At 58.1% G+C, this 23,935-nt stretch carries 20 protein-coding genes, 1 tRNA gene and 2 rRNA genes (1 of these 23 only partly in view); 14 read left to right on the forward strand and 9 right to left on the reverse strand.

The features are described 5' to 3' along the window. The 6 genes from Q1A51_RS20330 to Q1A51_RS20355 form a co-directional block, all read left to right on the forward strand. Window positions 1–712 carry the 3' portion of a glycosyltransferase family 2 protein gene (locus Q1A51_RS20330; protein ID WP_299671498.1) on the forward strand. It extends 170 nt beyond the left edge of the window, so only the last 712 of its 882 coding nucleotides appear in the window; the start codon falls outside the window, past its left edge; the stop codon is at window positions 710–712. Between the two features lie 411 nt (window positions 713–1,123). Then, window positions 1,124–3,951 (forward strand): 23S ribosomal RNA (locus tag Q1A51_RS20335). 89 nt (window positions 3,952–4,040) lie between these two features. Next, window positions 4,041–4,155: ribosomal RNA gene (gene rrf, locus Q1A51_RS20340) — 5S ribosomal RNA — on the forward strand. 248 nt (window positions 4,156–4,403) lie between these two features. Then, on the forward strand, window positions 4,404–5,210 hold the full coding sequence (locus Q1A51_RS20345; protein WP_299601754.1) for a glycosyl transferase: 807 nt from the start codon (window positions 4,404–4,406) through the stop codon (window positions 5,208–5,210). 99 nt (window positions 5,211–5,309) lie between these two features. Further along, window positions 5,310–7,244, forward strand: a complete 1,935-nt coding sequence (locus Q1A51_RS20350) for a calcineurin-like phosphoesterase C-terminal domain-containing protein (protein ID WP_299601756.1) — start codon at window positions 5,310–5,312, stop codon at window positions 7,242–7,244. 92 nt (window positions 7,245–7,336) lie between these two features. Next, window positions 7,337–7,413: transfer RNA gene (locus tag Q1A51_RS20355), tRNA-Met, on the forward strand. 51 nt (window positions 7,414–7,464) lie between these two features. Here the strand turns inward: Q1A51_RS20355 and Q1A51_RS20360 are convergent. Next, a complete protein-coding gene (locus Q1A51_RS20360) occupies window positions 7,465–8,376 on the reverse strand; it encodes a hydrogen peroxide-inducible genes activator (RefSeq protein WP_299601759.1) in 912 nt (303 codons plus the stop codon). A 231-nt stretch (window positions 8,377–8,607) separates the two neighbouring features. Here Q1A51_RS20360 and katG point away from each other — a divergent pair, with 231 nt between their 5' ends. Next, a complete protein-coding gene (gene katG, locus Q1A51_RS20365; RefSeq protein WP_299601762.1) occupies window positions 8,608–10,782 on the forward strand; it encodes a catalase/peroxidase HPI in 2,175 nt (724 codons plus the stop codon). A gap of 51 nt (window positions 10,783–10,833) precedes the next feature. Here katG and pcaG read toward each other — a convergent pair whose 3' ends face one another. Genes pcaG through pcaC form a run of 3 tightly spaced genes read right to left on the reverse strand, consistent with a single transcriptional unit; the run spans window position 10,834 to window position 12,544 of the window. Further along, window positions 10,834–11,442, reverse strand: a complete 609-nt coding sequence (pcaG, locus tag Q1A51_RS20370) for a protocatechuate 3,4-dioxygenase subunit alpha (RefSeq protein ID WP_299601765.1) — start codon at window positions 11,440–11,442, stop codon at window positions 10,834–10,836. Further along, window positions 11,442–12,167: a protocatechuate 3,4-dioxygenase subunit beta gene (pcaH, locus tag Q1A51_RS20375; protein ID WP_299601767.1), complete on the reverse strand. Its 726-nt coding sequence runs from the start codon at window positions 12,165–12,167 to the stop codon at window positions 11,442–11,444. The genes pcaG and pcaH overlap by 1 nt, the downstream gene beginning before the upstream one ends. Continuing rightward, a complete protein-coding gene (gene pcaC, locus Q1A51_RS20380) occupies window positions 12,164–12,544 on the reverse strand; it encodes a 4-carboxymuconolactone decarboxylase (RefSeq protein WP_299208340.1) in 381 nt (126 codons plus the stop codon). Before pcaC ends, pcaH begins: the two co-directional genes overlap by 4 nt. 119 nt (window positions 12,545–12,663) lie before the next feature. Between pcaC and aspS the strand changes: the two genes are divergently transcribed. The 4 genes from aspS (at window position 12,664) to Q1A51_RS20400 (ending at window position 17,897) form a co-directional block, all read left to right on the forward strand. Then, the gene (gene aspS / locus Q1A51_RS20385) at window positions 12,664–14,445 is read left to right on the forward strand and encodes an aspartate--tRNA ligase (RefSeq protein ID WP_299601770.1); all 1,782 of its coding nucleotides are present in this window, start codon (window positions 12,664–12,666) and stop codon (window positions 14,443–14,445) included. Between the two features lie 97 nt (window positions 14,446–14,542). After that, complete coding sequence (locus Q1A51_RS20390) at window positions 14,543–15,934, forward strand: DUF1800 domain-containing protein (RefSeq protein ID WP_299601773.1); 1,392 nt, start codon at window positions 14,543–14,545, stop codon at window positions 15,932–15,934. Between the two features lie 9 nt (window positions 15,935–15,943). Next, window positions 15,944–17,116, forward strand: a complete 1,173-nt coding sequence (locus Q1A51_RS20395) for a DUF1501 domain-containing protein (RefSeq protein WP_299601776.1) — start codon at window positions 15,944–15,946, stop codon at window positions 17,114–17,116. A 52-nt stretch (window positions 17,117–17,168) separates the two neighbouring features. Further along, a complete protein-coding gene (locus tag Q1A51_RS20400) occupies window positions 17,169–17,897 on the forward strand; it encodes a GNAT family protein (protein ID WP_299601779.1) in 729 nt (242 codons plus the stop codon). A gap of 8 nt (window positions 17,898–17,905) precedes the next feature. On the opposite strand, the gene Q1A51_RS20405 is transcribed toward Q1A51_RS20400, so the two are convergent. Further along, window positions 17,906–18,625, reverse strand: coding sequence for a response regulator (locus tag Q1A51_RS20405; protein WP_299208345.1), 720 nt, complete (start codon window positions 18,623–18,625; stop codon window positions 17,906–17,908). 130 nt (window positions 18,626–18,755) lie between these two features. Here Q1A51_RS20405 and mce point away from each other — a divergent pair, with 130 nt between their 5' ends. Beyond that, window positions 18,756–19,160 carry a methylmalonyl-CoA epimerase gene (gene mce, locus Q1A51_RS20410; RefSeq protein ID WP_299208346.1) on the forward strand — a complete coding sequence of 135 codons (405 nt, stop codon included), beginning with the start codon at window positions 18,756–18,758 and terminating at the stop codon, window positions 19,158–19,160. After that, window positions 19,160–19,435: a DUF1467 family protein gene (locus Q1A51_RS20415; RefSeq protein WP_299601784.1), complete on the forward strand. Its 276-nt coding sequence runs from the start codon at window positions 19,160–19,162 to the stop codon at window positions 19,433–19,435. The genes mce and Q1A51_RS20415 overlap by 1 nt, the downstream gene beginning before the upstream one ends. Here the strand turns inward: Q1A51_RS20415 and Q1A51_RS20420 are convergent. From Q1A51_RS20420 to Q1A51_RS20435, 4 genes are all read right to left on the reverse strand, one after another. Continuing rightward, a complete protein-coding gene (locus tag Q1A51_RS20420; protein ID WP_299601788.1) occupies window positions 19,386–20,111 on the reverse strand; it encodes an EI24 domain-containing protein in 726 nt (241 codons plus the stop codon). The genes Q1A51_RS20415 and Q1A51_RS20420 overlap by 50 nt on opposite strands. Then, window positions 20,108–20,686 carry a nitroreductase family protein gene (locus Q1A51_RS20425; protein ID WP_299601792.1) on the reverse strand — a complete coding sequence of 193 codons (579 nt, stop codon included), beginning with the start codon at window positions 20,684–20,686 and terminating at the stop codon, window positions 20,108–20,110. Before Q1A51_RS20425 ends, Q1A51_RS20420 begins: the two co-directional genes overlap by 4 nt. Before the next feature lie 61 nt (window positions 20,687–20,747). Beyond that, window positions 20,748–21,854: a class II histone deacetylase gene (locus tag Q1A51_RS20430; RefSeq protein ID WP_299601795.1), complete on the reverse strand. Its 1,107-nt coding sequence runs from the start codon at window positions 21,852–21,854 to the stop codon at window positions 20,748–20,750. Between the two features lie 280 nt (window positions 21,855–22,134). Continuing rightward, window positions 22,135–22,623 (reverse strand): VOC family protein, encoded by a 489-nt coding sequence (locus Q1A51_RS20435; RefSeq protein WP_299601798.1) that lies wholly within the window; start codon window positions 22,621–22,623, stop codon window positions 22,135–22,137. Between the two features lie 138 nt (window positions 22,624–22,761). Here Q1A51_RS20435 and Q1A51_RS20440 point away from each other — a divergent pair, with 138 nt between their 5' ends. After that, window positions 22,762–23,670, forward strand: a complete 909-nt coding sequence (locus Q1A51_RS20440) for a haloalkane dehalogenase (RefSeq protein ID WP_299601801.1) — start codon at window positions 22,762–22,764, stop codon at window positions 23,668–23,670. Window positions 23,671–23,935 lie beyond the last annotated feature (265 nt).

Here is a 23,935-nt window from a genome sequence, read left to right on the forward strand (position 1 = left end):
GGACAACCTGGAAAAGTTCGATCGACGTCGGAATTGGATGTTGAACAAGTTTCAGTCAGGATTGCTTCGGTTTTATAACTGGGTGATCAGGACGGATGCTGATGAACTGATCTGCGTAGATCCGCAAATGCACGGTAATATCAGGCAACTGCTTGAAAGCCAGCATGATGACGCGGTGTTTTCGATGGGTCTCAACCTGTTTGAGGCGCCCAACGACAGCGAGATTGATCGAGACACTTCGGTGTTTGATCAGCGGGATGCGGCAGTGATCTCCGGTCACTACAGCAAAGCATGGGCGGTGAAAGAACCCATTCCTCTTGTGAGGCATGGTGTTGCTATAGCAACCGATGGAAAGCCAACGCATTCATATGCGTTTCCAAAGGGAGTTTATCTGGTTCACCTCAAGTTTTCCTCGATGCAGGAGCTTACTGAGGTTAACGAGACGCGTACTGCACTAGGTCGCACTGACTTGCCGGGTATGCCTGGACTTGCTTGGCAACGAGCAGGCACTCACGCCAAAAAGTTCTTTGAGACAGCTGAAAGCCTGCAGGTTCAACCCTGGAGCAAGGCAGTCAGCGACGCATATGACATCATAACCTCGGATATGAAGTTCAGCGACAATGACGGCGTTATCCGGTCACCCGGCATACACCATATCGCGCGGACAACGCTTCCGGAATGGTTCAAGACAGTTGATGGATCAGATCAGTAAGAGCGCTACGGCGCTTTTACTCGTCCGATCCGGGCGAATTGACATCGTATAGAGAGATACAAGTTACTTTGAGAGCAATCTCAAAGTAACAATCAACACTGTTTGATCGCGCCGAGTGTGGCGATGATCTCAGTTTGGTTCCACTTCGGTGGAAGGTATGTAACCCGGTGCTTCCTCGCTGCGTTACGTATATCCCTGCTGAAACAAACAGAGTTGTCCAAGTCAAGTACACTAACCCGAACAGCACAGTCTGCCTCCCGCACGGATGGTAGACACACGTGACTGTTCAATTGTCAGCATGGTTACAAAACATGCTGGCGGGAAAGTATGCTTTTGATACCAGAAGAATGGATGCATTAAGTTACCAGCTGTGCATCCGCGTTTGACGCAAGTCTTACTTTTTCTGGATCAAATCAAGCGCGAGAAGGGCGTTTGGTGAATGCCTTGGCAGTAAGAGGCGATGAAAGACGTGATACTCTGCGATAAGCCATGAGGAGCTGAGAATAAGCTTTGATCCATGGATCTCTGAATGGGGCAACCCACCTGACAGTTTCATATAATTGGCGCAAGCCAGCTTATATGTCGCTGAAACAGGTACTTTTAGACTGAATACATAGGTTTAAAAGAGCAAACCCGGGGAACTGAAACATCTAAGTACCCGGAGGAAAGGAAATCAATTGATACTCCCCTAGTAGCGGCGAGCGAACGGGGACCAGCCGAGCCATGATTGTGACAAGAACGACCTGGAAAGGTCGGCCATAGTGGGTGACAGCCCCGTATTGGAAGCATGATTGGACGTATTAAGTAGGGCGGAACACGTGAAATTCTGTCTGAAGATCGGAGGACCACCTTCGAAGGCTAAGTACTCCTTACTGACCGATAGTGAACCAGTACCGTGAGGGAAAGGTGAAAAGCACCCCGACGAGGGGAGTGAAACAGCTCCTGAAACCGAACGCCTACAATCAGTTGGAGGGCCCTTGCGGCCTGACAGCGTACCTTTTGTATAATGGGTCATCGACTTGGTCTATCTAGCAAGCTTAAGCCGTTAGGTGTAGGCGCAGCGAAAGCGAGTCTTAATAGGGCGTCGAGTTAGGTGGATCAGACCCGAAACCGAGTGATCTAGGCATGATCAGGCTGAAGGTAAGGTAACACTTACTGGAGGGCCGAACCCACATCTGTTGAAAAAGATCGGGATGAATTGTGCCTAGGGGTGAAAGGCCAATCAAACTCGGAGATAGCTGGTTCTCTGCGAAATCTATTTAGGTAGAGCGTCATCCGAATACCCCGGGGGGTAGAGCACTGGATGGGTAATGGGGCCCCACAGGCTTACTGATCCTAACCAAACTCCGAATACCCGGGAGTACTAGATGGCAGACACACGGCGAATGCTAACGTCCGTCGTGGAGAGGGAAACAACCCTGACCTACAGCTAAGGCCCCCAATTCATGGCTAAGTGGGAAAGCAAGTGGGACGACCAAAACAACCAGGAGGTTGGCTTAGAAGCAGCCATCCTTTAAAGATAGCGTAACAGCTCACTGGTCTAAATAAGTTGTCCTGCGGCGAAGATGTAACGGGGCTCAAGCCATGAGCCGAAGCTTAGGATGCCGTAAGGCATGGTAGCAGAGCGTAGTGTGACATAGTTTCATTCCTCCTTAGCGGGTTCGCCCGCATTGGAGGAGAGAAGCTTTCAGTGAAGCCGGCGCGTGAGCGATCCGGTGGAGAGATCACTAGTGAGAATGATGACATGAGTAGCGACAAAGAGTGTGAGAGACACTCTCGCCGAAAGTCCAAGGGTTCCTGCTTAAAGCTAATCTGAGCAGGGTAAGCCGACCCCTAAGGCGAGGCCGAAAGGCGTAGTCGATGGGAACCAGGTTAATATTCCTGGGCCATGGAGTGGTGACGGATCTCGAAGGTAGTTCATCCTTATCGGATTGAATGGGCTGCTAAGAGGTTCCTGGAAATAGCCCTCCTATAAGATCGTACCCTAAACCGACACAGGTGGACTGGTAGAGAATACCAAGGCGCTTGAGAGAACTATGTTGAAGGAACTCGGCAAAATACCTCCGTAAGTTCGCGAGAAGGAGGCCCGGTTCCTAGGCAACTAGGGGCTGGGGGCACAAACCAGGGGGTGGCGACTGTTTATTAAAAACACAGGGCTCTGCGAAGTCGCAAGACGACGTATAGGGTCTGACGCCTGCCCGGTGCCTGAAGGTTAAAAGGAGAGGTGAGAGCCTTGAATTGAAGCCCAGGTAAACGGCGGCCGTAACTATAACGGTCCTAAGGTAGCGAAATTCCTTGTCGGGTAAGTTCCGACCTGCACGAATGGCGTAACGACTTCCCCGCTGTCTCCAACATAGACTCAGCGAAATTGAATTACCTGTCAAGATGCAGGTTTCCCGCGGTTAGACGGAAAGACCCCGTGCACCTTTACTACAGCTTCACACTGGCATCAGGCCAAGCATGTGCAGGATAGGTGGTGGGCTTTGAAGCAGAGACGCTAGTCTTTGTGGAGCCTCCCTTGAGATACCACCCTTGCTTTGCTTGATGTCTAACCGCGGTCCGTTATCCGGATCCGGGACCCTGTGTGGCGGGTAGTTTGACTGGGGCGGTCGCCTCCTAAAGCGTAACGGAGGCGCGCGAAGGTTGGCTCAGAGCGGTCGGAAATCGCTCGTTGAGTGCAATGGCAGAAGCCAGCCTGACTGCGAGACTGACAAGTCGAGCAGAGTCGAAAGACGGCCATAGTGATCCGGTGGTCCCGAGTGGAAGGGCCATCGCTCAACGGATAAAAGGTACGCCGGGGATAACAGGCTGATACTGCCCAAGAGTCCATATCGACGGCAGTGTTTGGCACCTCGATGTCGGCTCATCTCATCCTGGGGCTGGAGCAGGTCCCAAGGGTACGGCTGTTCGCCGTTTAAAGAGGTACGTGAGCTGGGTTTAGAACGTCGTGAGACAGTTCGGTCCCTATCTTCCGTGGGTGTAGGATACTTGAGAGGAGTTGCCCCTAGTACGAGAGGACCGGGGTGAACGAACCACTGGTGGACCAGTTGTCGTGCCAACGGCAGTGCTGGGTAGCTATGTTCGGACAGGATAACCGCTGAAGGCATCTAAGCGGGAAGCCCCCCTCAAAACAAGGTATCCCTGAGGACCGTGGTAGACCACCACGTCGATAGGCCAGAGATGTAAGCGCAGTAATGCGTTCAGTTGACTGGTACTAATTGTCCGATAGGCTTGATTTGATCCAGTAGAAGCAAGACTTCGAACGATACATCAAGAGCATACACACACAATCAGTCGTACATGACTTGGACTTAGAGGGCTTTTTCGGTTTGGTGGTCATAGCGCAAGCAAAACACCCGGTCCCATCCCGAACCCGGCCGTTAAGTGCTGTAGCGCCGATGGTACTGCGTCTTAAGGCGTGGGAGAGTAGGTCACTGCCAAACCTAAAAAGCCCTTTAATTGTATCTCTCTGACGATGTTTCATAAATCAACCGCCCTTCCGGGGCGGTTTTTTTGTGCGGTGATGTTCGTGTTGGCGGACCATACAAAGTCAATTCTCGTATACGACCCCTGCCCGTTGGCCCTAACGTCGCGGAATGAGGCTGCTTCTAAGGGCGCCGTACATCGACTTCATCAGAGGTCACCAGATACACCTGATTGCGTGCCAACGCGCGGCTTGGTAGGACGCAGAATGACCAAACAGATCATGTGCATCAATTGGGGCACCCGCTATGGTGCGCCATACATCAATCGCCTGTACCAGATGGTCGCGCGCAATATCACGCCGCCCTTCAAATTCGTTTGTTACACCGACATACGCCAGGGCGTTCGGGATGAAGTGATTTGCCATGATTTGCCCCCCATGCCTGGCGAAATGCCCAAAAACACGCGTGGAAAATGGCCCAAGTCACGACTTTGGGCCGAAACCCTGCCGGATTTGGAAGGCCCGGTTCTGTTTCTGGATCTGGATGTGGTGATCACCGGGTCGCTCGACGACTTCTTTTCATTCGGGGCGCCTGAGGATGTGGTGTTGGCGCGAAATGTCGCGAAACCGTTTCACAAGCTGGGCCAGACATCGATCTATCGGATGCCGGTTGGCGCGCTTGCCGATTTGCAACGCGCGTTTGCCGAAGACCCACAAGCCGTTGCGGACACCTACAAATGGGAACAGGTTTTCGTAACAAAAACAGCGCCGAATGGCGTAAAGTTTTGGCCAAAGCGCTGGGTACGCCATTTTCGGATCGAGTGTATCCCTCTGTTTCCATTGAATTACTTTATTGAACCCAGGCTGCCCCGTGACGCGCGTGTGGTTATCTTTGCTGGCGTGCCCAACCCTGCGGATGCGGCCATTGGCCAGTTCTCGGATAGCCTGCCCTATCTTCCACCGCTGCAGCACATTGCCCGCGCGGCGCGCCAAGCCCGCAAGTTTCAGAGCCTTCGTCGCTATGTTTTGCCATCGCAGTGGGTGAGGGCGATCTGGCAAGACACGGCGGATTGACGCCGAACTGGCATTTGTCGTCAAAAATTCACGCTGCGGTTGTTGCCCCGACACAGACTCTGACCATGCTGGACACCTCTGATCACTGAGAGGTCCGCTATGCAAAAGTATTTTCTGACAACCGCACTGTCGCTTTTAGCCTGTTCGGCACTGGCCAAAGACCCAGCTTACATTGGGGCAGTTGAAACGATCCGCGGCAGTGGTGACGGGGCGGATATGGCGCACGGCACTGTGTTTCTGGACGCCAACCGAAATTCGAAGCTGGACCCGGGCGAGACCGGGTTGTCCGGTGTGCCAGTGTCCAACGGGCGCGAAGTGGTCTTGACCGGGGACGATGGGACATATGCGCTGCCGGCCTATGACGATATGAACCTGATGGTGACCAAGCCCGCGGGATACAGCACCCCTGTGAGCGCCGACATGGTTCCGCAATTTGCCTATATTCACAAGGTTGAAGGGTCGCCGGATCTACGCTTTGGCGGGATCGCCCCCACGGGCCCCCTGCCAGAAGCAATCAATTTCCCATTGATTGAGGATGCGGTCGGGCCCGACTTCAACTGTCTCGTCTTCGGCGATGCGCAGGCTTACACCAATCGCGAGATTGGTTATGTCCGTGATACTGCGGGCCAAATGCTGGCAACCAGCGACCTGAGTGATACCGAATGCCTGATCTTTGCCGGGGATGTGATGGGGGATGACTTGTCCCTGTATCCCCGTTTCAAGTCGATCATCGCCGTCGGGCAAACGCCACAATACTTCGTCGGCGGCAACCACGACATCGATTTCGATGCGGAGGATGACAAAGACAGTTTCGATACGTTTCGACGGGAATGGGGCCCTGAGTATTATTCATTCGACATTGGCGATGTGCATTTTGTCGGACTTGATAACGTGCGTTACCCATGCAACGGCGTCGATCCGCATCCGTTTTGTGCCACCGACGAGAACCACACCTACAACGGTGTGATCACGGGGCGGCAGTTGGAATGGCTGGCCAATGATCTGGCGAATGTGCCCGAGGACAAGTTGATCGTCCTGACCGCGCATATTCCGTTCCAGACATTTACCGACAATACGGCGGCGAAGCACCAGACAGATAACCTGGACGAACTGGTGGCCGTGCTGGGGGATCGCCCGGTTTTGGGCTTGGCTGGCCACACCCATACCACTGAAAACATTGAAAAAGGCGAGCACTTTCACGGATGGGAAGAGAACACGAATGTGGGGCCGGCACCGTTTCATCAGATCATCGCGGGCGGTTTGTCTGGCAGCTGGTGGGCGGGTGACCTGAATGCTCAAGGGGTTCCGCACAGCACGCAGCGGCTGGGTAGCCCGCGTGGTTTCTATGAGCTTGCGTTTAATGGGCCGGAATTTGTCGACACCTACCGCACTTTCCACACCCATGCAGAAGACCAGTTTCACGCGTCGTTCAACACGCCTCGGTTTCGGGAGTGGGCAGACCGTTTGCTGACATATCGTGCGCTGTATGATCGGGAATTTGATCAGACACCGCCGGTTGTGCGCCGTGATCTGGGTGACATGTTGATGTTGACCACGGACGATCTGGCCGAGGGCACATGGTTGACCGTCAATGTGTGGAATGGCTCGACATCTTCCGTCGTCTTTGCCGCTCTGAATGGCGGTGAGGCGATGCAAGCCGAGCGGACCCAATCCGGCACGGGTGAAGAGAAACTGGAAGGGGTCGAGTATGCCGACCCGTTCGCGCTGGCCATGCAATCGACGCAAGGTTCGATCGCCGCACGGTCTGTTGATGGTGGGGATGAAACAGCTGGTTTCACCACTTGGCAGGGCACGTCCTGGAGCGGGAAAGCCAATCCGTTTCAAGGTTGGATGCTGACGGACAACAGCAGCCACTTATGGCGCCTGGATATGCCTGCCGATTTGCCTGTGGGTACCCATACCGTCGAAATTACGGTTACCGATCGCCATGATCGCGTCTATCGCGACACGATTGCCTTTGAAGTTGTCGAAGAACTGCCAAACTTGGAATGGCAGGCGGAGTTCTGGGAGTAGCTGCGCGATTTTATGACGGTTTTCTGACAGCAAATGTGGGGGACGGTCTTGCGGTCCCCCGCGACTCGGCGTACATGACCCAAACCAACTGGCGCGGGATGGAGCAGCCCGGTAGCTCGTCAGGCTCATAACCTGAAGGTCGTAGGTTCAAATCCTACTCCCGCAACCAAAACGCCGCCCTTCTGGGCGGCGTTTCCCGTTTGGACCCTTCGCTTGTCTGCTATGCAGCGGGTTGTTGGTCTTCGCCGCGCCCGGCGGCCTTCTGCACAATGTCCGCAAGTTCATTCAGCATTTCGCCCATCGGATTTGACGCGCGCCACGCGAGACCGATGGAGCGTTGTGGGGCCGGCGCGTCAAAGCGATTGATGCAAACAGGTGCTGATCGTGTTTCCACGTCGATTGCCATTTCCGGGATCAACGTGACCCCGATGCCCGCGCCCACCATCTGCACCAATGTGCCTAGCGAACTGCCGTCCAGCCCGCCGCCGGGGCGGTTTGGATTGATGTTGCAGAACGATATGGCCTGATCGCGAAAACAGTGCCCTTCCTCCAGAAGCAAGAGGCGCATTGATGCCAGTGTGTCCAGTTGAACGGGTGTCGCGTTCTGATCGGTGTTCGGGCGGATCAACACCATTTCTTCGGTAAAAAGTGGCGTTTCGACAAGCGCGGGTTCGTCAAGCGGCAGGGCCACAATGGCCGCGTCAAGTTGGCCATCCAGCAATTCGTCCACCAGGCGCGGAGTAACGGTTTCGCGCACGTGCAAGTCGACCTTGGGGTGGGCTTCCGTCAACGCACTTATGAAATTTGGCAGCAGGTAGGGGGCGATCGTGGGAATGATCCCAAGGCGCAACAGGCTCAACCCACGACCGCGGGCGGTTTGGGCCCAGTCCCCCAGCTCGTCCACGGCTTGCAGAATCGGATTGGCGCGTTCTGCGAACTCCTCACCCCGCTGTGTCAGGCGCAGGGCGCGGGGTTGCCGTTCAAACAATTCGACGCCCAGGTTTTCTTCCAACTCGCGAATTTGGACGGAGAGGGCGGGTTGAGAGATGGCGCAGCGGTCGGCCGCACGACCAAAGTGCAGATCCTCGGCCAGTGCCTTGAAGTATCGGAGTTGTCGCAAAGTGATATTCATAGGTTTTAGTTATGGAGATCATTGGAAAATGCAACTTCTACAAATCGTCAGTTGCTTCTAGGTTTGTCTTTGTAAGTGCGATGGTTCACCTGATCATGGGCGAATCGTGCGCATTGGGATGTATCAGCGGAGGGCGGAAATCATTCTGAAGACAAGTCTAGAATGATTCTTAACTTTCCCTAGATCAGACCTTAGCAACGACACGCAACGCAGCAATGAATGGAGACTGACATGGACGGCAACGACATCGGCAAATGCCCGGTGATGCACGGCGCGAGCCTGCACAGCACCTTTGGTGGGCGCACCAACAAGGATTGGTGGCCGAATGCCCTCAAGGTTGAGGTGCTTCACCAGCACGGCGCCCGGACCAATCCAATGGACCCGGATTTCGACTATCGGGACGCCGTCAAAGGGCTCGACTATGATGCGGTCAAGGCGGACTTGCATGCGTTGATGACCGACAGCCAACCCTGGTGGCCCGCGGACTGGGGACATTACGGTGGCTTGATGATCCGCATGGCGTGGCACGCTGCTGGTACGTACCGGATGCAGGACGGACGCGGTGGCGGTTCCGCCGGTGACCAGCGTTTTGCACCGCTGAATTCCTGGCCTGATAACGCGAGCCTGGATAAAGCCCGTCGCCTGCTGTGGCCCATCAAGAAGAAATACGGCAATGCCCTGTCCTGGGCTGACCTGATGCTGCTGGCAGGGAATATTGCCTATGAATCCATGGGCTTGAAAACCTTTGGCTTTGGCTTTGGTCGTGCCGATACATGGGCGCCCGGCATCGATATCAACTGGGGGGAAGAGGCTGAGTGGCTTGCCCCAAGTGAAAACCGGTACGAAGATTTGGACGATCCGTCGACCATGGCGAACCCGCTGGCCGCCGTGCACATGGGTCTGATCTACGTCAACCCAGAAGGTGTGAACGGCAATCCTGACCCAGCTCGTACGGCACTGCATGTTCGCGAAACCTTTGCCCGCATGGCCATGAACGACGAGGAAACGGCGGCGCTGACAGCGGGTGGTCACACCGTCGGCAAGGCGCACGGCAATGGCGATGCAGGTGCATTGGGTGCCGAACCCGAAGGCGCAGGTATCGAAGCGCAGGGCATGGGGTGGATGAACCCCAACCAGACGGACAAGGCCAGCTCGCTTGTCACATCGGGCATTGAAGGCGCATGGACAACGGAACCGACCAAGTTCGACATGGGCTATTTCAAGCTGCTGTTTGGCTATGACTGGGAGCTGACGAAATCACCTGCCGGTGCGAACCAGTGGCAGCCCGTCGACATCAAGGAAGAGGACATGCCTGTTGATGCGTCCGATCCGTCGAAGCGGGTGATGCCCATGATGACTGACGCGGATATGGCGATGAAGGTCGACCCGATCTATCGCGAAATCTCGGAACGGTTCATGGCGGATGAGGCGTACTTCCGCGACACCTTTGCCCGCGCGTGGTTCAAGCTGACCCACCGCGATATGGGGCCGCGCGCCAACTACATCGGTCCCGATGTGCCTGCCGAGGATCTGATCTGGCAAGACCCGATCCCTGCAGGCAACACCGGGTACGATGTGGATGCTGTGAAGGCCAAGATTGCGGCAAGCGGTGTTAGCCACGGTGACCTGATTGCGACGGCTTGGGACAGCGCCCGCACCTACCGTGGGTCGGACAAACGGGGCGGGGCCAATGGCGCGCGCATCCGTCTGGCACCGCAACGCACGTGGGAAGGCAACGAACCCGAGCGTCTGGACGCCGTTTTGGCCGCATTGGAGCCGATTGCAGCGGAAACAGGCGCATCGGTTGCGGACGTCATCGTGCTGGCGGGCAATGTTGCTGTGGAAGCGGCCGCAAAGGCGGCTGGTTTCGATGTGACCGTGCCGTTCACGCCGGGTCGCGGTGATTCAACGGACGCACAGACCGACGCCGACAGCTTTGATGTTCTCGAACCCCATGCGGATGGTTTCCGGAACTTTGCCAAGGCTGACCTTGCAATCAGCGCCGAAGAACTGACGCTGGATCGCGCGCAGCTGATGGGTCTGAATGCGCAGGAAATGACGGCCCTGTTGGGTGGTATGCGTGTGTTGGGCACCAACCATGGCGGCACTTCGCATGGTGTCTTCACCGACCGGGTTGGCCAGTTGACGCAGGACTTCTTCGTCAACCTGACCGACATGGGTTACAGTTGGCACCCGGCGGGCGACGGCAGCTATGAGCTGCGCGACCGCGCAACCGGTGCGATCAAGTACACGGCCACCAGTGCTGACCTGGTCTTTGGCTCAAACTCGATCCTGCGGTCCTATGCTGAGGTGTATGCGCAGGACGACAATGCCGAGAAGTTCGTGAACGACTTTGTCGCCGCATGGACCAAGGTTATGAACAACGACCGGTTCGACCTGCTGTAAGGCATTATAAACCAATGAAGCGCGGGCCCACGTTGGCCCGCGTTTTTCGTTTCAGACATCGAAAAAGATGGTTTCGTCCGGTCCCTGCAGGTGGATGTCGAATTGAAAAGTTGCTGGTGACGCTTCCTTGGCGATCAGGGTTTGCACGCGGTTCTGATGTTCGATGCGCGTCAGCCACGGGTCGTTTGCCACCATCGGATCGTTCGGGAAATAAATCCGCGTTTGCAGTCCGATGTTGATGCCCCGCGCCACGATCCAGAAGGCGATATGCGGCGCCATCATCCGCCCATCGGGGAAGGGAACCGCGCCGGGTTTGATCGTTTCGAATGTCCAGATGCCCGTGTCGTAGTCGCCCGCGGCACGCCCCCAGCCGGTGAAGTTCGGATCACCCGCGCCGCGTGGATCACCGGTTTTGTAAATGCCGTCGGTATCGGCCTGCCAAATCTCGACCAACGCATCCTTGAGCGGTGTGCCCGTGCCGTCGAACACGGTGCCCGTGACGGTGATCCGCTCGCCCTTGGTTTGGTCGTTGACCATGGTCGATCCAAGGTCTTGGTCATAAACGCCTGTGATACCGCAGAAATTCGGCACGCATCCGATATGAACATAAGGCCCCGCTGTCTGCGACGGGCTTTCCTTGAGGGGGGTCAGCTTTTGCATCAGTTCCCCTCCATCCGGTTTTCGAACATGGTCGACCGGCGCCCGCGCAGCACGATGTCGAACGTGTAGGCGCGCGCGTCCATGGGCACCGTGTTGTTCATGTCGAGCGGCGCGATGAGTTGGGCAACAGCCTCCGGGTCGCTGATCGTGCGCACGATGGGGCAAAGCGGGATCAGCGGGTCGCCTTCGAAATACATCTGGGTGATCAGGCGCTGACCAAAGCTGCGCCCGAAGACAGAGAAGTGGATGTGGGCCGGGCGCCAATCGTTCACGCCGTTGGGCCATGGGTAAGCGCCGGGCTTGATTGTGCGGAAGCTGTATTGGCCGTCGGCATCTGTGATCGTGCGCCCGCAGCCGCCAAAGTTCGGGTCGAGCGGTGCGAGGTACCCTTCTTTCGCGTGGCGATAACGTCCTCCCGCGTTGGCTTGCCAGAACTCCAGAAGCGCGCCCGGAACACCACGCCCGTTTTCGTCCAGCACCCGACCGTGCACGATGATGCGCTGACCCAGCGCCATTTCGCCGGGCTTGGCGAAGTTGAGGATCAGGTCGTTGTCGAGTTCGCCCAGCATGTCGTGCGCAAAGACCGGGCCGGTTTCCTCGCTCAGCGTCGTGTTCATCGACAAGAGCGCCTTTTGCGGTGAGCGCACCACGCTTGTCTTGTAGTCGGGCGACAGTGGTTTCGGGTGCCAGGTGCGATCCCGGTGGAAGAGGGGACCGTCGCTCATGTCTCGGCTTCCATTTCGGCAAAGGTCTCCTTGGCAATTTTCAGCGCGCGGTTGGCGCGCGGCACGCCTGCATAGATGGCGACATGCTGGAATGCTTCTGTCACATCCTGTTTGCTGGCTCCCGTCCGCGCCGTGGCGCGGATGTGCATGGGGATTTCATCGAAGTTGCCGGTTGCTGCCAGCAGCGCGAGGGTCAGCATGGACCGTTCCCGCAGGCTGATCGCATCGCTGGCCCAGACGGTGCCCCAGGCCCCTTCGGTGATCAGTTCCTGAAATGGGGCGTCAAAGGGCGTTTTCACTGCTTCGGCCCGGTCCACGTGGGCATCGCCCAGCACGGTCCGGCGCACGCCCATGCCCCTGGCCCATTTATCGTCCATCGAACCCTCCCTTTTCCTTGGTGATAGCATGGGGCAAACGGCGTTGTCGCCTTGACTTTCCACCCCCTGCCCGGTGTATCTGCGCCGATCAAAAACCGCAGCCCCGAAGGGATTCCACCATGCATGCCTACCGCTCTCACTCCTGCGCCGCTCTGACCTCGGCCAATGTGGGTGATACTGTGCGTCTGTCGGGCTGGGTCCACCGGGTGCGCGACCATGGCGGCGTGTTGTTCATCGACCTGCGCGACCACTATGGCGTGACGCAGGTGCTGTGCGACCCCGATAGCCCGGTCTTTGCCGAGGTCGAGAAGGTGCGCAGCGAATGGTGCATCCGTATCGACGGCAACGTGAAAGCGCGGGACGGCAGCCTGATCAATCCCAAGCTGCCCACGGGCGAGATTGAGGTCTATGTCCGCGATATCGAAGTGCTGGGCCATTCGGCAGAGCTGCCGTTGATGGTGTTTGGCGATCAGGAGTACCCGGAAGAAACGCGCCTGGCCTATCGCTATCTCGACCTGCGCCGCGACAAGATGCAGGAGAACATGAAGCTGCGGTCCGACGTCGTGGCGTCGATCCGCAAGCGCATGTGGAACAAGGAATTCCGCGAGTACCAGACGCCGATCATCACCGCGTCCTCGCCCGAAGGGGCGCGTGACTTCCTAGTGCCGTCGCGCCTGCATCCGGGCAAGTTCTATGCTCTGCCGCAGGCCCCGCAGCAGTTCAAGCAGCTGCTGATGGTGTCGGGCTTTGACAAGTATTTCCAGATCGCGCCCTGTTTCCGCGACGAGGACCCGCGCGCCGACCGCTCGCCCACCGACTTCTACCAGCTTGACCTTGAGATGTCCTTTGTCGAGCAGCAGGATGTGTTCGACACCATCGCCCCTGTGCTGGCTGGCGTGTTCGAAGAGTTCGGCGGCGGCAAGAAGGTTGACGCGCCCGAGACATGGGAGCAGATCAGCTACCGTGATGCAGCCCTGTGGTATGGGTCCGACAAGCCCGACCTGCGCAACCCTATTAAAATGCAAGTGGTCTCCGACCACTTCCGCGATTCCGGCTTTGCGATTTTCGCAAAGCTATTGGAGCAAGAAGGCACCGAGATCCGCGCCATTCCAGCGCCCACAGGTGGCAGCCGTAAATTCTGTGACCGGATGAACGCTTATGCGCAAAAAGAGGGTCTGCCCGGGATGGGCTATATCTTCTGGCGTGATCAGGGCGAGGGCATGGAAGCGGCTGGTCCGTTGGCCAAGAACATCGGTCCCGAACGCACCGAAGCAATCCGTCAGCAACTTGGTCTGGGTGTGGGCGACGCGGCCTTCTTCCTTGGTGGCAAGCCGAAGGCGTTCGAAGCCATCGCAGGCCGGGCGCGCAACGTGATTGGCGAGGAACTCAAGCTTATCGACGAAGATCGTTTCGCCTTTGCCTGGATCGTGGATTTCCCGATCTACGAGGCGGATGAGGAAACCGGCAAGGTCGACTTTGAACACAACCCCTTCTCCATGCCGCAGGGCGGGATGGAGGCGCTGCAGGGTGACCCGCTCAAGGTGCTGGGTTTTCAGTATGACCTGGCGTGCAACGGCTATGAGCTGGTGTCGGGGGCGATCCGGAACCACCGGCCCGAGATCATGTTCAAGGCGTTCGAGATCGCAGGCTATGACGAGGCCGAGGTGCGCAAACGCTTTGGTGGTATGGTCAACGCGTTCCAATATGGCGCGCCTCCTCACGGTGGATGTGCTGCGGGCATTGACCGGATCGTGATGCTGCTGGCGGGCGAGCAGAACATCCGCGAAGTGATCTTGTTCCCGATGAACCAGCGGGCCGAAGATCTGATGATGCAGGCACCGTCTGATCCCACCAGTGATCAGCTGATGGAACTGGGTCTGCGCGTTATTCCGCAGGACTAGGCAAGCAATTGCGCAATGACATCCGGTTGCCCCGTGAAAACGTGGGCAACCGATGCTATCTTGGGACCGTGTTCAGAAAGTCCCATGGTGCGTAGACGTGCGTGATTTTGACCCTCAACTTGCCGAAATCCGGTTTGGATTCGGACTGTCACCTGTGCACGGGCCGCCGGAAAGCATTGGGCAAATGCTGGAGGGTTTGTCAGGTCCTGACGTGATGCAAAGCGCGTTTCCCATTGAAAGCTTTGCCAAGTTCAGGTCACGCATGGTCGCGGCGCAGGATCAAAACGAAATTCGGCGCAGAAATCGTGGGACTGAGCTTGCCGCCGCTGCCCGCAAGCAACGAAACGTGCTGAACAAGGAAGCGCGGATAGCCATGTTTGGCTGGCTGGGCCAAACGATGTTGCGGCGCACACATACGCAAACAGCTTTCCGGGAACGGATCGTTGCGTTTTGGGCGGATCACTTTACCGCGCGCGGCAAGCGTGGCGTCATTCGACGAGGGACGTCACCCTATATTGAAGATGCCATTCGTCCGTTTGTTGCCGGGCGATTTGAAGACTTGCTGCAGTCTGCCGTCATGCACCCGCTGATGTTGGACTATCTGGATCAGACCCGTGCCATGGGTCCCACAAGTGCACGCGCAATCAAACGAGGTCCCAAGAAACCGGCTGGCTTGAACGAAAATCTTGCGCGCGAGGTTCTGGAGCTGCACACGCTGGGGGTCGACGGATCGTATACTCAGGAAGACGTGACGCAACTGGCCGAGCTGTTTACCGGTTTGACCTTTGATGCGCGCAACGGTTTCAAGTTTCGAAAAGATTTTGCGGAACCCGGTGCCGAAAACGTACTTGGCGTGGCGTATGGCGAGCAGCCAAATGTGAAATGGGTGCGCGGCGCTTTGTCTGACCTTGCTGCGCATCCGGCCACCGCACGACACTTGGCCTGGAAGCTGGCGGTTCATTTCGTATCAGACACTCCCGATCCCGAATTGATCGACGCGTTGGAGGCGGCATATGTCGAAAGCGACGGCGCGCTGACGCCGGTCTATGAGGCGCTGCTGGGTCATCCAGCGGTATGGCAGCCTACGTTGTCAAACTTCAAACTGCCCATTGATTTTGTGTCATCAGCATTGCGCGCTCTGGCAATCCCCAAGGAATCCTTTGCGGAGCGTGAGGAAAAGTGGATTGGCCGGTTTTTCAGCCAACCCCTGACACGCATGGGGCAGACATGGGAACGCCCGGTTGGACCGGACGGTTGGGCGGAAGAGGATTTCAAATGGATCACGCCGCAAGGGGTTGCTGCCCGGGTATCTTGGGCCATGGCCGTACCTGTTCGTGTGAAAGATCCGCTGCCTGATCCGCGTGACTTTGCTGAAACCGCGTTGGGGCGTTTCGCGGATGATGCGGTCCGATTTGCCGCGGCATCTGCCGAAAGCCGTCCCGAGGCTGTGGGCCTTGTCCTTATGTCCCCAGCGTTCCAGCGCAAATAGGAGATTACGATGTCGTCGTCCTTATCTCGCCGTGACTTTTTGGCCCGCACTGGGGTGATTGGATGTTCCCTGGCCGCCAGTCCGCTGCTGACACCGGTGAGCTTTGCAGCAGCACCCTGGGATACGCGTTTGGTCGTTATCATCCTTCGGGGCGGCATGGACGGGCTGGATGTTGTGCAGCCCTATGGTGATCCCGCCTTTAACACGCTTCGCGGGTCGTTGGCCCTCGGACCCGAGGGCGGTGCCTATGATCTTGATGGCTACTTTGCAATGCATCCAAGCCTTGGGCCGCTGATCCCGATGTGGGAAGCGGGGCAGCTTTCTTTCGTGCATGCTGTTTCGACGCCCTACCGTGACAAACGCAGCCATTTCGATGGTCAGGACCTGTTGGAGGCCGGAACCACAAGCATGGCCGGCGTCCGAGATGGATGGTTGAACCGCATGCTACAGGCAGTCCCCGGCGTGACGTCACAGACCGCCTACGCCGTTGGGCGCAGCGATATGCTGTTGCTTCAGGGACCGGCAGAAGTGGCAAATTGGTCGCCGGATGCGGACCTGAGCCTGAGCCCGCAAGCCGCGCGATTGCTTGAGATTGTAACGGAGTCGGATCCAGCCTTGCATGCCGCTTTGGCCGAAGCCCAGATATTGTCGGAAGTGACCGACGACATACAGAAACGACGCAAGGGCAGCCACGTGCAAATTGCCGAGTTTGCGGCTGCGCGTCTGTCGGACGAAGCGAGGATCGCAGCCTTTTCATTGAACGGGTGGGACACCCACGGTGGGCAACCGCGCTTCATGAACACCGCGTTAACCCGTCTGGCGGAAACACTGCTGACCCTGCGGGGCAAGATGCGCGGGAACACGTGGCGCAAGACAGCGGTTGTTGCGATGACCGAGTTTGGTCGTACAGCGCGCCAGAACGGAACGCTTGGTACAGACCACGGTACGGGCGGGCTGATGATCCTTGCCGGTGGCGCGATCAAAGGTGGGCGTGTTTTTGGTCAATGGCCTGGCTTGGGTGATGGTGATCTGTACCAGGATCGTGATCTGATGCCGACGGGCGATGTCCGCGCGCATGCGGCTTGGGTGATGCAGAGTTTGACGGGGCTGGATCGGAATGTGTTGGAGAGTGCTGTTTTCCCCGGCTTGGACATGGGTAACGATCCGGGCCTGATCCTCTGATCCATGCGTAATGCCACTTGGACTTGGGCGGTTACTTGCATAACGTCCGGCCATGACTGCGATTTACAAAGTGAATGCGGCCCCTGTCCCGGATTGGACACCGCCGCGCGTACCGGATGCGTCAACCATCTTGACCGGCGTCCATGCCAAGCTCGAGCCGTTGCGGGCCGAGCAGCACGCGGCTTTGCTGCACCGTGCATATGTCGGCCATGACCATGTCTGGGACTATTTGCCTTACGGCCCGTTTTCGTCGTCTGCGCAGTATCATCGTTGGGTGCGCGATGCAGAGCAGAATCCGGCCCTGCAGTTTTATGCAGTCTTCAATCTCGCGACCGGCCAATATGAAGGTGTCGCCAGCTTTCTGCGCATTGCACCCGAAGCAGGCAGTATCGAGGTGGGGCACATAAATTTCAGCCCGGCATTGCAAAAGACACGCGCCGCGACCGAGGCGCTGTACCTGATGATGACCTGGGCTTTTGAAGAAGGTTACCGTCGCTTCGAATGGAAATGTGATGCACTGAACCGTGGTTCGCGTGGCGCTGCACAGCGCCTTGGGTTGAGTTACGAAGGCATCTTTCGCCAAGCGACTGTCGTGAAAGGACGCAATCGGGACACCGCCTGGTTTGCCGCCATCGATGCCGAGTGGCCCGCCCTCAAGGAAGCGTTTGGCGCATGGTTGTCAGATACCAACTTCGATGCCGAGGGTATGCAGATCGAACGCCTGTCCGATTTGACCCGGCTTGTGCGTGTGGCTGATGATCCGATGTTAGCGGGCGGGTAGACCGCTCGTCAGATCGCGATCTTTTCTGACAACCTGTCTTGAACCAAACCAGCGATGGCTGCCGTTTCCGATGCGGCGGCATCGCCCCGCGCGCGCTTGGCGGCCAGTGCGTTCGTGGCCTGCAGCAGTTCCGCATCATGTGCGCTGCGCGCGACGCCCCCAAGAAACTGCACAATGTAGTCAAGCGTGCGTGCGTCATGAACGTCTTCCAGTACATCAGCGACATGTACCATGTCGTCGCGATATGCGATCGGGTCTGGTTCAACATCTCCTTCGGGGAGCGTTCGTGGCCCAAGCGGTTGCCTGTCTTCTGGCAAATGCGTCAGAATCGCCTCTTGGAAGTTGGCGAGCGAGACCACGGGCTTTTCCATGAAACCATCCGCCCCAGCCTCCAGCGCGCGGTGCGCGCTGTCGACATCGCCTGAAATGCCGAGGATCACGTCCGGTCGTTGCCCGGCTGTCGCAAGATCCTGGATGAGATCGGCACCGTTCCCGTCCGGCAGTCCCAAATCGATGATCGCGACGGATGGGCGATATACCTGCAAATGCCGTCGGGCCGCGCGCATCGTATCGGCGCGCCTGATGCGCGCACCGCTGCGCAGACAAAGCAATCGCATCGCTTCGCAGGCATAGCGGCTATCCTCGATCACGAGAACAGTCAGCCCCAAGAGCGGGCGCAAGGCGGTTGGGGCCGGGTAACTTGGTTTGAACGGGTCCGTCGTGTCCATCAGATCCTCCAAAAAAGCTCTTGCGACTCATCGTTACGTCGCCATGCCTAACAGCGCGTTAACGTCGCCTTGCGTGCAGCGTGCACGTTGGCGATAAGGGCGCAGTTGCCAGCCAAAGGAGCCTTACAACATGATCGGTCGCCTCAACCACGTTGCCATTGCCGTCCCCGACCTTGAGGCTGCCGCCGCGCAATATCGCAGCGCGCTGGGCGCGAATGTCGGTGAACCGCAAGATGAACCCGACCACGGCGTGACCGTTATTTTCATCGAGCTGCCGAACACCAAGATCGAATTGCTTTATCCCTTGGGTGACAACAGCCCGATCCAAGGTTTCCTGGACAAGAACCCGGCGGGCGGTATCCATCATGTTTGCTACGAAGTGGAAGACATCATCGCGGCCCGCGATCATCTGAAGGCCAGCGGCCTGCGTGTGCTGGGCGATGGCGAGCCCAAGATCGGCGCCCATGGCAAGCCGGTGCTGTTCCTGCATCCAAAAGACATGAACGGCACCCTGACCGAGCTTGAGCAGGTCTGATGGGCATTACATCCGCCCTTGTCCTCTATGCGGTCATCTGGTGGCTGTGCTTCCTGATCGCCCTGCCCGTTAAGGTGCAGACCCAAGGTGATCTGGGCGAAGTTGAGCCGGGCACGCATGCAGGCGCGCCCGAACATCACCATACGCGCCGCAAGGCATGGATCGTGACGTGGGTGGCACTGGTCCTGTGGATCATCATCGCCGGGATCATCCTCTCGGGATGGATCACTCTGGACGATATGAACTTCTTTGACCGGGCGATTGAGCCGCTGTGACCTTATGAAAGATGTGGGTGAATGTTGCGGCCCCGATGATCGGGATCAGCAGGTTCACCAGCGGTACAGATAGTGGGATCGCCATGAGTGTGCCTGCGAGCCAGATCGTTCCGTTATGCGTGCGCCGCAGTTCCTTGGCGCGGGCGCGACCCACGCGGCGCATGGCAGCGAGGGTGAAGTACTCTCGGCCCAGCAAGAACCCGTTCAGGCCCCAAAAGATGAAGGGCGCAGCGGGCGCGAACATCACGTAGAGGATCAGTGCCAATATGTTGGCGCCGATCAGCACGCCCAGGAAGTTCACCGTGTCCACGACTGCATCCCCAAACGGGACGTTCTGTGCCGGTGGCAGGTTGGGGTAATGCCGATCTTCGACCGCCTGCGCGACTTCGTCGAGAAACATGGAAGTTATGGCCGATGCCACTGGCATCATCAGGAAGATCGATAGCACCAGGAACAGGAAGAATGAGCTCCAGGTGATGATGTCGCCAAGCCACGTGATGGTTCCGATCCACGGCAGGGACACACCATCCGCCGTGAGCCAACCGATGAACCAGACAAAGCCAGATGTGGCCGCGACCAGAAGGGCGATTGTCAGGGCAATGCCCAGCAGCAGCACGCGGCGAAAGCGCGGGTCGCTGATCTGGCCAAGGGCTGCGAAGAAGGCGGTCAGGATCATGCGTCGACCCATGTGGTGATGGCTGGTACGTCGGGGCGGGGGCGTTCCGGCGGCGCAGAGGTTTCGGTGCCGATATGAACGAAACCGGCGATCCGTTCGTTATCTGACAGATGGAGCGCGTCGGTCATGAACCCCCGATCATGGCTCGGCCAACCGCTGAGCCAGTTGGCACCCCAACCTGCGGCAAGGGCTGCGTTGAGCAGCGACAGACAAACCGCGCCCGCAGAGTAAGTCATTTCAAGTGCTGGGATTTTCTCAACGGAGCGTGTGACTTCAATGACTGCGACAGCAAGGTGTCCCTGATCGAATTGTGACCGACCTTTGGTGATTTGATCGGGGTCGAGGCCAAGTGCCATGCCGCGTTTTTCGGCCGCCTCGGCCAATCGGGGCATGGCCGCTTTGCCCAGCACGATGAAGCGCCACGGTTCCAGTTTGCCATGATCCGGGGTGCGTGCAGCCGCCGTCAGAAGCTGTTCGAGCGTTGCCCGATCCGGCACCGGTTCCCGCAGTGTCTTGGCGGGGCGGGACCGGCGGGTCAAAAGGAAGTCGAGGGCCGCTTGGTTTCTTGCGGGCATATGTTACGCCTTTTTACATGTTGAGGGTCATGTCGTGGCGATTGGCTGCGACGTCAAGGGGTTAGAGGCCAAGTTGTTGGGCCATATGGTCGATTTCGGCGCGCAGGAAGGCATCGAAGCGTGGTCCCGGCTGACGGTTGTTCAAGGCGCGGGCCATGGGATCGGGGGCGGTGATCTTGCTGCCGGACAGCGCTTCGAGTGTGGCATGGCCGCAGAAGGGGACGTAGATTTCAGAGTATCCGCCCTCGTGGCTGAGGACCAAGTTGCCGTCGCAGATACGTTCCGCCAAGGCTTTGGTCTTCAACGTCATTTCGCGGAAGGTTTCGGCAGTGGCGAGCATCCGGGCGAGGGGGTCCACGGCGGCGGCGTCAAAGCCGCAGGCCACGATGATCAGGTCGGGGTTGAAGGCTTCGATGGCGGGAGCGGCCACACGGTCAATGGCGTGAAGGTAGGTGGTGTGGCCGGTCCCTGCAGGCAGGGGGAGGTTGATGTTCGCACCTTCTCCGTCGCCGGTGCCGCGATCTGCTAAGTATCCTGTTTCTAAAGGATAATTCCCCTCCTGATGGAAGGAGATCGTGAGTACATCGGGCCGGTTATAGAAAATGGATTCCGTGCCATTGCCGTGGTGCACATCCCAGTCCAGAACGGCGACACGCAGGTCGTGGCGTGTGGCCTTGGCCGCCTCGATCGCGATGGCGATGTTGGCCATCAGGCAGAAGCCCATGGGGGTCGCCGCCTCGCAATGATGGCCTGGCGGACGGGCAAGGGCGTAGGCGTTTTCATGGGTGCCTTTCAGCACGGCTTCGACCGCTGCTGTGGTGAGGCCTGCGGCCAGTGCTGCGATCTGGTATCCACCAGTGGCGAAGGGCGCGTGGTGGCCGATCTCGCCCCCTTTTGCATCGGATAAGGCCTTGAATTCGCTCAGGTAGCTGTCGGGGTGTACGCGTAGCAACTGGTCATGTGTCGCGGCGTCAGCCGTGGTGACATGCAGGTCATTTGTCAGACCCGTGACATCCATCAAGTTCTTCATCCGCCGCTTGGTTTCAGGGCTTTCGGGTAGGCCACCGGCGGCGAGCGGCTGCACCAGTCCACCCAATGGAACGGTGAAGGCATAATTGCCGCCGCCGTGCCACATGGTGCGTTCGTCCCAGTAGAATCCAGTGCTCATCTGCGCCCCTCCCTTTGCGGTCGAAGGTGGCGAAGCGGTCCGGGATTGTCCATGCCAGCGTGCGGTCTGTTAACCATGACGTCTGCGCAGGATTGGCGGCGTCCTTGACGGGCGCCTTGTGTCAAAACTGCATGTTTTCCCCGCGAAACTACGACATTTGAGGCGGCCATTTCCGGCGTCCTTTTGCCTGTTTCCGGAGAACTGCGTCATTTGACGGGCAAACTGCGACGTTTCGGTGCGCAGACAGAAAACCACGCTCAGAAACAGTTAACGGGGGTGATTATGCCGCACCTTCGGCCAGCAGTGCGGGTACATCCAACGGGGTGTTGACCATGGCAAGTGCGCCATCGGATGTTCGGGGCCATTCCGCCTCTGGCCGGTCGCGGTACAGCTCGATCCCGTTATCATCGGGGTCACGGATGTAGACGGCTTCGGACACGCCGTGATCAGCGGCTCCGCCCAGTGCCGTGCCGTGATCGAGCACACGGCCCAAGGCCGCCCCAAGCGACGCGCGGTCGGGGAAGAGAAAGGCCACGTGATAGAGGCCCGCCGCCTGTTCGGGTGCTGGGCCTGCGCCGCGCGAGTGCCAGGTGTTCAGACCGATATGGTGATGGTAGCCGCCCGCCGACAGGAATGCGGCCTGATCGCCATAGCGCTGTGTCAGGGTGAAGCCGAGGACATCGCGGTAGAAGGCTATGGACCGTTCGATGTCAGTGACCTTGAGGTGGATATGGCCGACGCTTGTGTCAGCCGGGACTTTGGCGGTCATGATGTGTCTCCTTGTGATCCGAAAGCTAGGGACCGTCAGGTTCAGTGCCTAGGCGCAGTTCCGCACAGCGTTGGTGCGGGGCGGTGGACAGATACGCTTGGACGCCCATAGGCTGAGCATCTGCCAGCGGAGGATGCCATGGATGTTTTGAGGACCGACGATGCCCGGTTTGACGGGTTGCCGGATTTCGACTTTGCCCCGCATTATGTCGATATCGACGATACCGATGGCGGGTCATTGCGTGTCCATTACCTGGACGAAGGGCCGCCCGAGGGTGAGGTTGTGCTGGTCATGCACGGGGAGCCGACCTGGAGTTACCTCTATCGTCACATGATCCCGGTTTTTACCGCTGCAGGTCATCGGGTGTTGGCGCCGGATTTGGTGGGCTTTGGCCGGTCGGACAAGCCCGTACAGCAATCCGATTATACCTATCAACGGCATGTGGAGTGGATGAGCGACTGGCTGCGGCAGGTTAATGCGACCAGGATCACGCTGGTCTGCCAGGACTGGGGCGGGTTGATTGGTTTGCGCCTGTTGGCTGCCATGCCGGAGCGGTTCGCGCGGCTGGTGGTGGCGAATACGGCGCTGCCCACGGGGGATCATCCGATGAGTGATGCGTTCAAGGCGTGGCGTGAATTCTCCCAGACGGTTGATCCGTTCGATGCGGGCCGGATTGTCTATTGCGGGACCGAAACGAAGCTGACGCCGGAAGAGGTCGCGGCCTACAATGCGCCCTTTCCCGATGAGAGCTACAAGGCAGGCGCACGTGTTTTTCCGATGCTGGTCCCGGACGGGCCGGATGACCCAGCGGCGGGGCCGAACCGGGCGGCGTGGGCTGTGCTTGAGACTTTGGAATTGCCCGTCCTGACCGCCTTTGGCGCGCAAGACAAGGTGATGGCCGGGGTTGAGAAGGTGTTTCAGCACAAGATGCCGGGGTCTAAGGGGCAGGCGCATGTCATCTTTGATGGCGCCGGGCACTTCCTGCAGGAGGATGTGGGGCCGGAGCTGGCGCGGGCGGTGGTGACGTTTATGTCGGGGAATGTTTGAGGGATAGCAATGGGTTTGAGATCGCAGCTGTCAATTGAATACATCGCCAGATGTCAGCTTTGAGCCCAAAATGCCGAGTTGCTACGTTACGGCGAATGTCGGCTTTGCAGCACTTTGCGGACCGTTTAGCGAAGCTCGTTTCGAACGCCGAAATTGCGAGATTGATCAGCCTGGCTTGCCGATAAGTCGTCTTGCTACTGCGATAAAAGGATCAGAAACCCAACATCGGCGTATCAGACCAGGGCCGGAATATCGGGTTCGCCAT

The organism is uncultured Tateyamaria sp. (assembly GCF_947496075.1).
Classification (GTDB): Bacteria; Pseudomonadota; Alphaproteobacteria; order Rhodobacterales; family Rhodobacteraceae; genus Tateyamaria.